The organism is Psychrobacter urativorans, assembly GCF_001298525.1.
Classification (GTDB): Bacteria; Pseudomonadota; Gammaproteobacteria; order Pseudomonadales; family Moraxellaceae; genus Psychrobacter; species Psychrobacter urativorans_A.
The window spans coordinates 1,936,449-1,949,054 of record NZ_CP012678.1 but is presented as its reverse complement, the minus strand read 5'-3'; the positions used below and the strand labels follow the sequence as shown (position 1 = coordinate 1,949,054).

9 protein-coding genes are annotated in these 12,606 nt (G+C 41.2%); 5 read left to right on the top strand and 4 right to left on the bottom strand.

Going from position 1 to position 12,606, the window contains the following annotated elements; genetic code table 11:
- Nucleotides 1-138: 138 nt before the first annotated feature.
- The 4 genes from rlmD (at nt 139) to AOC03_RS08345 (ending at nt 6,266) form a co-directional block, all read left to right on the top strand.
- Nucleotides 139-1,680, top strand: a complete 1,542-nt coding sequence (gene rlmD, locus AOC03_RS08360; protein WP_062535024.1) for a 23S rRNA (uracil(1939)-C(5))-methyltransferase RlmD — start codon at nt 139-141, stop codon at nt 1,678-1,680.
- A gap of 335 nt (nt 1,681-2,015) precedes the next feature.
- The gene (locus AOC03_RS08355) at nt 2,016-4,583 is read left to right on the top strand and encodes a RelA/SpoT family protein (RefSeq protein WP_062535022.1); all 2,568 of its coding nucleotides are present in this window, start codon (nt 2,016-2,018) and stop codon (nt 4,581-4,583) included.
- A 119-nt stretch (nt 4,584-4,702) separates the two neighbouring features.
- Nucleotides 4,703-5,602 (top strand): bifunctional DNA-formamidopyrimidine glycosylase/DNA-(apurinic or apyrimidinic site) lyase, encoded by a 900-nt coding sequence (mutM, locus tag AOC03_RS08350; RefSeq protein WP_062535020.1) that lies wholly within the window; start codon nt 4,703-4,705, stop codon nt 5,600-5,602.
- Between the two features lie 220 nt (nt 5,603-5,822).
- On the top strand, nt 5,823-6,266 hold the full coding sequence (locus AOC03_RS08345; RefSeq protein WP_062535018.1) for a hypothetical protein: 444 nt from the start codon (nt 5,823-5,825) through the stop codon (nt 6,264-6,266).
- A gap of 90 nt (nt 6,267-6,356) precedes the next feature.
- Here the strand turns inward: AOC03_RS08345 and mscL are convergent, their stop codons facing one another.
- From mscL to AOC03_RS08330, 3 genes are all read right to left on the bottom strand, one after another.
- On the bottom strand, nt 6,357-6,794 hold the full coding sequence (mscL, locus tag AOC03_RS08340; protein WP_062535016.1) for a large conductance mechanosensitive channel protein MscL: 438 nt from the start codon (nt 6,792-6,794) through the stop codon (nt 6,357-6,359).
- Between the two features lie 245 nt (nt 6,795-7,039).
- Nucleotides 7,040-8,887: a translational GTPase TypA gene (typA, locus tag AOC03_RS08335; protein ID WP_062535014.1), complete on the bottom strand. Its 1,848-nt coding sequence runs from the start codon at nt 8,885-8,887 to the stop codon at nt 7,040-7,042.
- A gap of 360 nt (nt 8,888-9,247) precedes the next feature.
- Nucleotides 9,248-10,507, bottom strand: a complete 1,260-nt coding sequence (locus AOC03_RS08330) for an OmpA family protein (protein ID WP_062535013.1) — start codon at nt 10,505-10,507, stop codon at nt 9,248-9,250.
- A gap of 688 nt (nt 10,508-11,195) precedes the next feature.
- Between AOC03_RS08330 and AOC03_RS08325 the strand changes: the two genes are divergently transcribed.
- Nucleotides 11,196-11,744 (top strand): GspH/FimT family pseudopilin, encoded by a 549-nt coding sequence (locus AOC03_RS08325; RefSeq protein ID WP_062535011.1) that lies wholly within the window; start codon nt 11,196-11,198, stop codon nt 11,742-11,744.
- 4 nt (nt 11,745-11,748) lie between these two features.
- On the opposite strand, the gene AOC03_RS08320 is transcribed toward AOC03_RS08325, so the two are convergent.
- Nucleotides 11,749-12,516, bottom strand: coding sequence for a pyridoxine 5'-phosphate synthase (locus AOC03_RS08320; RefSeq protein ID WP_062535009.1), 768 nt, complete (start codon nt 12,514-12,516; stop codon nt 11,749-11,751).
- Nucleotides 12,517-12,606 lie beyond the last annotated feature (90 nt).

Genomic DNA, 12,606 nt, shown 5'->3' with positions numbered 1-12,606 from the left:
TTATGCAGACGGCAACTATACCCTATCTATAGTTGCCGTCTTTTTACTTACGCTGCTTAAAACACGGTCGAATACCTAAGCCGTTTTATATGTTAAAATTGCCATTATTTTTAACACCCTCATTATATAGGCAGGTTTATGCAACCCACCGACTCAAAGACTTCTGTAACTCCCAATGCCGCTGCCAACCATAGCGACGCACAAACCATCACCATTCCACCCAGTAATAAAAAGAATAAGCCATCTCCAAAGGTGCGCCGCCGTCTAAAAGATGCCGAGCCACTAACTTTTATTATTGATGGCTTGTCTCATGATGGACGTGGCGTTGCCGTGTATGGTAATGGCTTTGGTGTGGCGGACGGTCATGCGGAAGAAAAGCACGGTAAAAAAGTGTTCGTCAGCTTTGCCTTACCCGGTGAAACTGTCGAGGTTAAATTAACCAATAGCCGTGCTAGCTTTGAAGAAGGCGATGCGGTGACGATTACCGCCAATCCAAATCCTGAGCGCGCTGTTCCGCCTTGCCCGCATTTTGGCGTTTGCGGTGGCTGTAACTTGCAGCATTGGCAGCCAGAGAGTCAAATTACCTTTAAGCAGTCGGTACTTGCCGAGATGTTGCAGCACCAAGCAAACGTACAGCCAGAAACATGGCTTGCGCCTATCATTGGCGACCGTTTAGGCTATCGTACCAAGGCGCGTTTGGGCGTACGTTATGTGGCTAAAAAAGAAACCGCATTAGTCGGCTTTCGCGAACGTTCGAGCAACTTTTTAGCCGAGTTAAATGAGTGTCATATTCTCGACCCACGTATTGGCTTTGAGATTGAAAACTTAAAAGCCTTAATAAGCACTCTAGATAGCCGTGACAAAATCGCCCAGCTTGAGCTAGCAATGGGTGAATATTTACCAGAGTTACCTGATGGCAATCAACCCGTCGCGCTGATTGTGCGCAACTTAGAACCGTTGTCAAATGCTGATGTTGAGAAACTCAAAGTATTTTTTGCCGTGCGCAATTGGCAGCTATATTTGCAACCAAAAGGCGCGGATAGTGTCGTGCGCATTGCTCTTACTGCGGATGATGACATGAGCCAACAGTTTGGTCGTCTGTATTATCAACTGCCTGAATACAACTTAACCTATGAGTTTATTCCAACTGACTTTACCCAAGTAAATCTGTCCGTTAATCGCCAAATGACCAAATTAGCGTGCGACTTATTAGACCTAAAAGCAGGCGAACGTGTGCTTGATTTATTCAGTGGCTTAGGCAACTTTACTTTACCACTAGCACGATTGGTTGGTGAAACGGGTTCAGTCGTCGGCGTCGAAGGCAGCGATGCAATGACTGCACGCGCCACTGAAAACGCGCGTCGTAATGACATTCACAATACCGAGTTTTATACCCAAGACTTAACCCAAGATTGCACTGATAAACCATGGGCAAATCAAGGTTTTGATGCGCTGCTGATTGATCCACCACGTTCTGGTGCGTGGGAAATTATGCAATATTTGCCTAAGTTTAACGCAGAACGTATCGTTTATGTCTCTTGTAATCCTGCTACCCTAGCACGCGATACTAAGGCATTGCTTGAACAGGGCTATCGTCTCACTCATGCTGGTGTCATGGATATGTTCTGTCATACGGGTCATGTAGAATCCATTGCTCGTTTTGAAAAAATCTCAGCGTAGTAGTGATATACCTATAGTGTCAGCATCATAGCGTCATAATAATCGCGTTATAAGAATAATCCTTTATTAAAAATTCGATTAAAGTTTATTAAAATTTAATGATTGTGTTATTCTTATATCCCCGATTATTACAGACACGCGCTTGAATCATCGTTCGAAAGTGACATAATGAATCATGGTTCGAAAGTCACATAATTTCAAACACTACATAACTTCAAAAGTCACATAATAAGATAATTAGTAACCGTTCATTGACCACATAAATATAATAACAAATAAAAAATGGATAATAGAGAAACGTCATACCGTTTCAAAGTAGACAAAAGGATGCGGCTATGGTAAAAATTCGTGAAGGTCTGCCACTGATGGATGGACAAACCACACAAGCCGATAGCGCGACATCAGCGGCAAAGCTGGTTGCAACCCAACGCACGCAGCAAACTGCCAATAGCTACGCCCAAATTCCACTCGATATTAAACAGCAGCTAAGCACTCATAAGCTGCACACTACTTTTGATCGCTCAGCACATCATGCTTATTACAGCGATGACCCAAATCTTAGAGCAGCCTATTTAAGTAACAGCTATTTAGACAATGCCATGTTAGAAGAGGCGCAAATGATTTCTTTAGACATCGAAACGCTTGATCTCGACCATAATAATATTGATGTGCCCGCTTGGCTCGATAAAGTCGCTCAACGCATCGGACAAGAATCCGTACCCAAGCTAACGATGGCGTGCGAGTTTATTCGTAGCCGTATGAATACCCATGAGTCTGAACGCTCTGGTGCTTATGTGACCGGTATCGGTATGACCGATATTTTGACCTATCTGTATCAAGATGAAGATGCGCTAGTAGCGGCGCTACTCTACCGCAGTGCTCGCACGTCATTAATCAGTATGAATGAAATCGAAAAAAGCTTTGGTGCCGATATCAGCACTCTTGTCAAAGACACCTTAGCGATGGGAAAGCTGTCTGATATTATTGAGAGTAATAAGCGCTTAGAAGACCACTTTGTCAATAATCAGCGCGAGCAGCTATCGAATATTTATAGCATGCTCATCTCAGTCACTAACGATGTGCGTGTGGTGCTGATTAAGCTATCTGAGCGTACTTTTGCCATGCGTGAGCTGTCCTTTTCTGATAGCGATCGTCAGTACCGCGTTGCTCGTGAAGTCATGACCATTTATGCACCACTCGCCCACCGCTTGGGTATTGCGCAGCTAAAATGGGAGCTTGAAGACTTGGCATTTCGCTATCTTGCCCCTGAGCATTATAAAGAAATTGCTAAACTGCTTGCTGAAAAACGTAGCGAGCGCGAATCTTATATTCAGCGTGTAGAGCAGCAGCTTAATCAGGCATTAGCAGAAGCAGGTATTGCGGGCGAAGTCTCTGGTCGCGTTAAACATATCTATTCTATTTATCGTAAGATGAAGCTTAAAGGCTTATCGTTTGACCAACTGTATGACATCCGCGCCCTACGCGTATTGGTTGAGAGCACCTCAGATTGCTATCATGTCTTGGGTTTGGTGCATGGGCTATGGCGCTATATTCCTGAGCAGTTTGACGACTATATTACCAACCCTAAATCCAACGGCTATCGCTCATTACATACCGCTGTCATTGCTGAAAATAAATCTCTAGAAGTCCAAATCCGTACCAATAGCATGCACTTTGAAGCAGAGCTTGGCATGTGTGCGCATGTGAATTATAAAGAAGGGCTGAAGAATAAAAAAGACACATATCTCAGTCAACGTATCAGCTCATTGCGGCAACTGCTGTCTATCAATAATGAAAACCGTAATCATCTCCGAACGGCGCGTGCCGATGGCGATGAAACAGACGATATTGAGCAAATCGATGATTATGAACAAACCGTCGATTTTGACGAGCTTGAACGTATCTATATCTTTAGTCGTGACGGTGATATTACTGAGCTACCAAAAGGCGCAACCGTCCTTGATTTTGCCTACCATGTGCACACTCAAGTCGGCAATCGCGCTCAAGCCGCACGCGTTAATCAACGCTATGTGCCGCTGACCTATCAACTGAAAACCGGTGAGCAAGTTGAGATTATCACTAAATCCTCACGCGAGCCTAACCGTGATTGGCTCGTTGCCTCATTGGGTTATATTCACACCAACCGCGCACGCTCAAAACTGCGCCAATGGTTTAATAAACAAGACCGTGATAAAAATATTGAAATCGGTCGGCACATGCTCAGTAAAGAGCTTGAACGTTTATCATTGCATCCCAATAGCATTGATTTAAACGATTACTTGCCGCTTTTCAATGTCAAAAATACCGACGATATTCGGGTGGGCTTGGTTACTGGCGAAATTGGTATCAATCAATTAACCGGACATATTTCCCGTCAGCTACACTTAGAACCCGAAAAAGAAGAAGAAGAATACACCCCAAGCGTTGATCCAAAGTCTACTGGCAAGATTGATGCTTATAAAATCTGTATTGATGGTCTCGATAATATTGAGATTAGTCTAGCAAACTGCTGCCATCCTGTTCATGGTGAGCCAATTTCTGGTTATATCACCCTGTCACGCGGCGTCAGTATCCATAATCGTGGCTGCCCTGAATATACACGCTTGATTGAACGCGAGCCTGAGCGCCAAATCAGTGCTTCATGGACAGCAAAATCCGGTCGATCACAACCGGTTGCTATTCACATTGAAGCTTACGATAGGCGCGGATTACTACGAGATTTAACCCATATTATTGATAAAGAAAATGTCAATATTCGCCAAGTTGAAACCTTAAGTACCGATGATAATATTGCCTCTTTAAGGTTTCATATCGAAGTTTCAGGACTCGGGCAGTTATCAAAATTATTAGCCAAACTTGAGCAGCAGCCAGGAATCTTACATGCCCGTCGTGCTGTTGCCTAGTTCAAGGTTTTGCTTAAAACACGCCAGTGCTTAGTTAATGGTTAGTAGTGAGTCATCCGTTATTTAACCGTAAATTAGAACTGTCTTTCATCTTGATAAGGTCTTTATAAAAAACCACTATGCCTGAGTTACCCGAAGTCGAAACCACTAAAACCAGCCTGACCCCGCTATTGGGTCAGCAAGTTGATGCTGTGCAAGTGTTTCAGCCACAGTTACGTTGGCTCATGCCTACTGATTTAGACAGCTTAGCCGGTTACACGCTTGATTCAGTGCAGCGTCGTGCAAAATATTTAATCATCACCTTTATCCCAACACTAAAACAGCAGCCTACTCGTCAACTCATCATACATTTAGGGATGTCAGGTAGTTTGCAGCAGCATCCTTTGGGTACAGATAAGCGTAAACATGATCACTTAATCATGACCTTTCGCGATCCTGACAATGTTGCCGGTACGGCTACGCAACTGCATTACCATGATCCCAGACGTTTTGGCGCAGTTTTATGGCATGATGATTATGGTAGCAAGCTATTAGATCATTTAGGTCCTGAACCATTATCGTCAGATTTTACCGCTGATTATTTATATCATTTCATCCAACGCACGGGAAAAGACGTTGAAGCAACGGATAAAGTTAGTAAGAAACGCCCAATTGTACGCCCGATTAAATCGGTCATAATGGAACAGAAAGTAGTCGTTGGAGTAGGCAATATATACGCCACCGAAAGCCTATATTTAGCAGGTATTCATCCAGCCACTCCAGCGCATCAGCTATCCTATCAGGAGATTGCCGTATTGGTTGAGCATATCAAAGTCATTCTGCAAAAAGCCATTACGCTTGGTGGCTCAACCTTACGCGACTTTACCGTTGCCAGTGGTCAAACTGGCTACTTTCAGCAAACTTTACACGTGTATGGCAAACAAAGTGAAAACTGCCCCAAGTGCAATACGCCTCTTGATAATATTAAGCTCAACGGTCGTGCCAGTGTTTACTGTCCTAATTGCCAGCCGTTAATATAGAAATGGTGAAATAATTTTCTTCGATTCAGTGCTTTAAGAATTTAGCACTTTAATAATTGAGTCATTTAAAAATCTAGTAAAGATTACCGACGCATTTATGTTGCTTATCAACGCGCAACTTGCTTTAATAGTCGCTATTGTTACTCATTTGTTATCGTATTATTAAAGGATGTTTATCTTTAATACTTATGATTTTTAGGACGTTTTTTAGGATACTGCTATGACTGTTAATGCTAACCCAAAGCGTACCTTTACGCATAAGATTTCCACCACTGTTGTAGGCTTAAGCGTTATGCTGGCATTGATGCAACCTGCCTCAGCAGCTATAGAAATTGATGAAACAGATTTTGGTCCTTCTTATAACACCATGGTAGTAGATACTATCGTTGGCAAACCCTTACAGTTGGTCAACGCGGTGGCGGGTACGGTTGCCTATGTGGTCAGCCTACCCTTTTCACTGATTGGGGGTAATGCCGATCAAGCGCAGCAAAAGCTCTTCGTTGAACCTTGGGATGCCATGGCGCGTTGCTTAGGTTGTACCGTTGCTGAAGACAATTATTATAAGTCACAAGTCACTAATGATAATGTAGTACGTATCATCGTCGACCGCCCATCGGAGATTCTCATCAATACCAATGACTACGTGATAGTGAATGCACAATAGATTCTTATTTAAGTCTTTATAAAAATAAAAAAGGCTAACTTATCACGTTAGCCTTTTTTATTTCATATCAATTTATTCAATCATATCTGATTATTTAACACTATTATTATTACCAAGTTTGGCACTAATTTCACGAAGCAATACAATTTCCTCTGCTATCGCGTCAGGTACAGCTGGTTGCTGACGACGTAAACGGTTCACAAATTTCACCATCATAAAAATGATAAACGCTAAAATAATAAAGTTGATCAGTACCGTAAAAAAGCTACCATAGGCTAAAACCGGTATGCCTGCAGCTTTCAGCGCATCATAATTTCTTGCGACACCTTCAGGAATATCCCCTAATACGATAAACATATTCTTAAAATTTAGTTCGCCGCCAGCTATCAGTGCGACAATTGGCATAATAATATCTTCAACCAATGAGGTGGTGATGGTACCAAAAGCGCCGCCGATGATAACACCAACCGCCAAATCCATCACATTGCCCTTGATAGCAAACTCTTTAAACTCAGATATGATACTCATAGCATTATCTCCTTAACAAATAGTCTTGGTGGTTAACTTTATTGATAATACCTATTGAGGTATGAATCATTGTTGACTTATAACAGGCATAAAAAAATAGTAGCATAAAGTGCACTATATATCGCTCACTTTATGCTACTACCTTTAAATATTGACCCTAAAAAAGCAATATTAATTTACCAAATTAGGGACAGTATTTTAACTTGATCTTAGTATGTCCTATTAAAGCAACGTATTAACTAAAATTAAGCACCTTTCTTACGACCGTGACGCTTACGCTCACTTTCAGTCAAATAACGTTTACGCAGACGGATAGCCTTCGGTGTTACTTCAACCAACTCATCATCTTGAATAAATTCAAGTGCTTGCTCAAGGGTGAACTTAATCGCTGGTGTTAGAGTTAACGCTTCATCAGTACCACTAGCACGGACGTTGGTTAACTGTTTGGCTGTCGTTGGATTAACAGCCATATCATCGTTACGTGAGTTCAGACCAACGATCATACCTTCGTACACTTCAAGCTGTGGCTCAGCAAACATCTTGCCGCGTTTCTGTAGGTTAAATAGAGCGAAACCTAAGCAAACACCTTTTGCCATAGAAACCAATACGCCATTCGCACGACCACCAACATCACCAATTTTCTGTGGTCCATAATGCGAGAAGCTTGACGTTAGAATACCAGTACCTGAGGTTAAAGTCATAAACTCAGAGCGGAAGCCAATCAGACCACGCGCAGGCATAGTAGCTTCAATACGTATACGTCCTTTACCATCAATCTGCATGTCAGTCATCTCGCCTTTGCGTAGACCAACTTGCTCCATGATGCTACCTTGATGTTGTTCTTCAATATCAAAAATAACGTTTTCATACGGTTCTTGAAGCTTACCATCAACTTCTTTCACGATAACTTCTGGACCTGATACACCCAGCTCAAAACCTTCACGGCGCATGTTTTCGATAAGTACAGATAAATGTAGCTCACCACGACCTGATACTTTAAATTTATCAGGAGATTCCGTGTCTTCTACACGCAATGCAACGTTATGAATCAATTCACGCTCTAAACGCTCACGAATATTACGTGAAGTCACAAACTTACCTTCGCGACCAGCAAATGGTGAGTTGTTAACTTGGAAATTCATAGATACTGTTGGTTCATCAACCGTCAACGCTGGCAATGCTTCAACGTGATTAGGATCACAGATAGTATCTGAGATATTCAGTGCATCAATACCAGTGATACATACGATATCGCCTGCTTGTGCATCACTAACGTCGATACGATCAAGACCATGGTAACCCATGATTTTTAAGATGCGACCATTACGTGTGTTACCGTCTTTATCGATCACAGTCACTTGCGTGTTAGTGGATATTTTACCACGCTGAATACGACCAATACCGATAACACCGACGAAGCTATTATAATCGATACTTGAGATTTGCATACGGAATGGAGCTTCTGCATCAACCTGTGGTGGCTGTACAACATCAACGATAGTCTTAAATAACGGCGTCATATCATCCGCTAATTTATCGGCTTCTAAACCTGCAATGCCATTCAATGCTGAAGCATAAACAACTGGGAAATCCAACTGCTCATCAGTTGCACCTAGGTTATCAAACAAATCGAAAATCTGATCCATTACCCAGTCAGGACGTGCACCAGGACGGTCAATTTTGTTAATAACAACAATCGGACGCAAACCTTGCTCAAACGCTTTTTGCGTCACAAAGCGTGTTTGTGGCATAGGTCCATCAACCGCATCAACCACTAGAAGAACGCAGTCAACCATTGACATAACACGCTCAACTTCACCACCAAAATCGGCGTGACCTGGGGTGTCTACGATATTGATACGATATTCAACATCGTCAGTTTTATCTGTCCATCTAATGGCGGTGTTTTTAGCCAAAATGGTAATACCGCGCTCTTGCTCAATATCACCTGAATCCATCGCGCGTTCTGCAATATTTGCACGATCGCCGAAAGTACCTGATTGATGTAATAACTTATCAACCAAAGTCGTTTTACCGTGGTCAACGTGGGCAATAATTGCAATATTACGCAAATGTTTAATGTCGTTCGCCATATAGAATGCTCGTTTTGTCTTGAAAAAATGTAGTAGCAGTAGGCGCCGCTGGATAAGCTTTCATCATCAATCAGTCAGATACTGTACTTTGCCCTTAAACGATTGCACGATATGTGCACTGGATTAAGTTGTCAAAGTAGAAATAGAAATCTATACCGATACCGATACATCCATCGTACCGTTAGCCATGCTAGTGCACGCTTTGCTAATTTACAAAGTGTGTGGGCGGATAGTATAGCATTATTGGATCATAAATTTATGTAATAACTTATTTATCTACGGACATAAATAAAAAAAGCCACCCAAAGGGTAGCTTTTTTTGTAATTTTACAAACTATCTATGTCGTAACAAGTAACTACTTATTCAACAATCATGTCTTTAGTTTGTTCAACAGTCATAGTTTTGTCACCAGTAATGATGGCATAAACACGACGGTTCATAGCACGACCTTCTTCAGTGTTGTTGTCAGCGATTGGACGGTCATAACCGTAACCAACAGTTGATAGACGGTTTGGCGCGATACCAAATTCGTTAGTCAACATAGATTTCACAGCAACGGCACGGGCTTCAGACAGACGTTGGTTGTAACGTGCTGATGGACCAGTTTTAGAAGCATGACCTTCAACGCGGGCGATAGAGTTAGGATACTCGCGCATCTTCTCTGCTACTTTAGCGATTTCAGGCTGGTATTGGTTTTTGATAGCTGATTTATCGTTATCAAAGAATACACGTAGCTCCATTTTTAGTTCATCAGTAATATCTACTTGTAATGGGCAACCACGTTCATCAACAACAACATTCATTGGAGTACCTGGGCATGCATCGATGCTATCAGGTACGCCATCGCCGTCAGAATCAACGTCATTTTCAACAACATAAATTGGCGTATCAACAGGTGCTGCAGGCTCTACCATTGGTGGTACAGCTACTACTGGTGATAAATGACCACCAAGTACAACTTCTAAACCAGCTAAGGCCATGCCTTCCCACCAGTTATTATCAAAGTTATGAATCGCACGTGCTTCACCACGTAGGCTTAGGGCATCATTGATACGATACATAGCACCTAGACCTAGGTTACCGATGGTATCAGTTGATTGAGATACTTCAGAACCAGCCTTGATGTTAGAGCCAGCAGGGAATGCTTCTGTTGTTCTGTTTGAAACGTATGCGTCTTGGTTCTCTACTTTAATTTTAGATTGACCAGCACCGATTAAAACGTATGGCTTAAGTTTGCTGTCAGTGTAGCCAGTAAATTGTTCAGTACCAATTAAAAAGTTACCAGACAACATTTGCTGTTCAACGTCAAAGTTAGCGTTGTCGCTTTGACCATCAGTATTTGATACACCATACTCAACTTGGAACTGAGTAGAAGGAGTAATCTCAATACCTAGTGCCGCACCAGTATAAAGACCGTTTTCTTTATAAACGCCATCATTACGTTCAGCACCAATTGCAGCCGTGTTATTACCACTTTTAAAAAGGTCGCTCTGATCTTCATCAGCGCCTTCGCTGTAATGATAGCCTAATAATAGTGGGCTAATAGTAACGCCGGCATTAGCTGCTAGTGGGGCAGCTGTTACGGCGAATAGGGCTAGAGCAATTTTATTCAATTTCATGGACTTCCTCCAAAGGATAATATTAGTGTTACGTTAAGCAAGACCGCTTTCTAGATTACCTAAAAAATATATATTTTTTCAGATGTATTATTGAACAGTGAAACTAATTACGAAGTAGCTTAGCGACTATCAATTCAGTTTACAACTTTTTTCATTAATCAGCTACACATTATTACACGACAATGTGATAACTAAAACACAATAACCAAGTTAGGTTACTTAACAATAACACATATTACGCTAGTTGCCTTTTAATACTAGATGACACTAAGTAATACATTGCTTTGTCTTTATCATCTAAACTTAGTTTAATACAATTAAGTCTTTTTCTCTATGAATAAAACTCAGTATTCACCAATTGTAACATTTTATGACATTACTTTTATAATTAATTTACATTATAAAAGTAAACATTTTTTCATAAATATAATATAGTCCATATAACAACCGTTTCCTATGCATTTTAATAGTCAAATATGTCATTAAAATTTAAATAAAAGTAGTGATACATCATCAGTGCGAGTCATTATGTAATTTTAAATTGCTAATCTATGGTTATTATTTATTCACGCGATAAGTATTATATCTTTCTTAGTTCAGTCTATTTAAATGAAAAAATATTAGAATAAACACTCACTAAAAACTATTCCAATTTGAATTTTCCTACGAGATTTTTATCCCTATAAATATGAACTCAAAAATACAAAATAAGTATGGTTTTACATTGGTAGAGTTAATCGTAACCGTATCAATTATGGCTATTATTATGTCTATTGCTATGCCCTATATCTTGACGCACTTGGCGAATATGGAAGCTAAGCGTATCAGATATAGTACGGTGAACACCTTAACATCGGCGAAAGCAGAGAGTTTAATTCAACGTCAGAACGTTGTGGTGTGCTTATCTGATAGTAATGGCCTTTGTAATAAAGACAGTAATAAGACTTTATTATTATTTATAGATAAGAATGATAATAACCACTTTGATGCGAATGTTGATGTGTTAATAGAAGAGCAACGATTGAACCCTAAATACGGTTCGCTGCATCTACGCGCTGGGCAGCGTCATTATGTGAGATTTGCGGGCGATAGCGGAAAGCCGCGCGGATTTTTTGGTCATATCAAATATTGTCCGCGCTCAATATATAGTAAAGCGATGTATCAAATATCTTTCAATCAATCGGGAATCATTAAGTACAAACCCAACAGCGAGCATCCTACTGACTGCTCAGCTTAATTACCTATTGATGCATAGCCACCTTCATCATGATAACGGCTTGTATTAAACCAACAAAGACAGCATCTGCAATCAGCGCATGACCAATATTTAGCTCATAGATACCTTCGATTTGCGCAATAGCATTGACATTATCACGCGTCAGTCCGTGACCTGCATTAATCAACATATCACTATCTGCTTGCTGTGCAATGCTGACCGCTTGCTTAATACGTTGTAGCTCAGTCTGCTGTCCAGCAGTATCATTGGCTAAACCCATTTCTGCGTAGGCACCGGTATGCAACTCAATCGCATCAGCTTGACAGGCAACGGCTGCTTTTATTTGAGTTTCATTAGGATCGATAAATAAAGATACTTTAATACCCGCATCGTGTAGCTTACTAATATAATCCGTCAGCCATGCTACCTGCCCTGCAACATCCAAACCCCCTTCGGTAGTCAGCTCAGCGCGCTTTTCTGGTACTAAACAGACCCAGAATGGCTGCACTTCACAAGCAATCGCTAGCATTTCAGTCGTCGCTGCCATCTCTAAGTTCAATCTGGTGGTCAATTGCGCGGCAATCTCATAAACATCAGCATCCTGAATATGACGACGGTCTTCACGCAAATGAATGGTGATGCCATCTGCTCCTGCTTGCTCACATAATAATGCGGCTGCTAAGGGGCTTGGATAATCAACACCACGCGCTTGACGTAAGGTCGCCACGTGATCGATATTGACACCTAATAATGGCTTTTTAGAGGAAGATGAGTCTGGTGATAAAGTTGTCATAAAAAAGTCCTTTTAATAACACTCAGTTGACATGCGGTTCATTAAATACAAGGAATTCGAGCTAAATAAGCTTAAGTTTGAGTAAACTAA

Bases quoted from the DNA above. Each gene is read 5' to 3' on its own strand.
- AOC03_RS08345 (WP_062535018.1), top strand. From the start codon at position 5,823: ATGACTGTTAATGCTAACCCAAAGCGTACCTTTACGCATAAGATTTCC.
- AOC03_RS08330 (WP_062535013.1), bottom strand. From the start codon at position 10,507: ATGAAATTGAATAAAATTGCTCTAGCCCTATTCGCCGTAACAGCTGCC.
- typA (WP_062535014.1), bottom strand. From the start codon at position 8,887: ATGGCGAACGACATTAAACATTTGCGTAATATTGCAATTATTGCCCAC.
- AOC03_RS08320 (WP_062535009.1), bottom strand. From the start codon at position 12,516: ATGACAACTTTATCACCAGACTCATCTTCCTCTAAAAAGCCATTATTA.
- mutM (WP_062535020.1), top strand. From the start codon at position 4,703: ATGCCTGAGTTACCCGAAGTCGAAACCACTAAAACCAGCCTGACCCCG.
- rlmD (WP_062535024.1), top strand. From the start codon at position 139: ATGCAACCCACCGACTCAAAGACTTCTGTAACTCCCAATGCCGCTGCC.
- AOC03_RS08355 (WP_062535022.1), top strand. From the start codon at position 2,016: ATGGTAAAAATTCGTGAAGGTCTGCCACTGATGGATGGACAAACCACA.
- mscL (WP_062535016.1), bottom strand. From the start codon at position 6,794: ATGAGTATCATATCTGAGTTTAAAGAGTTTGCTATCAAGGGCAATGTG.
- AOC03_RS08325 (WP_062535011.1), top strand. From the start codon at position 11,196: ATGAACTCAAAAATACAAAATAAGTATGGTTTTACATTGGTAGAGTTA.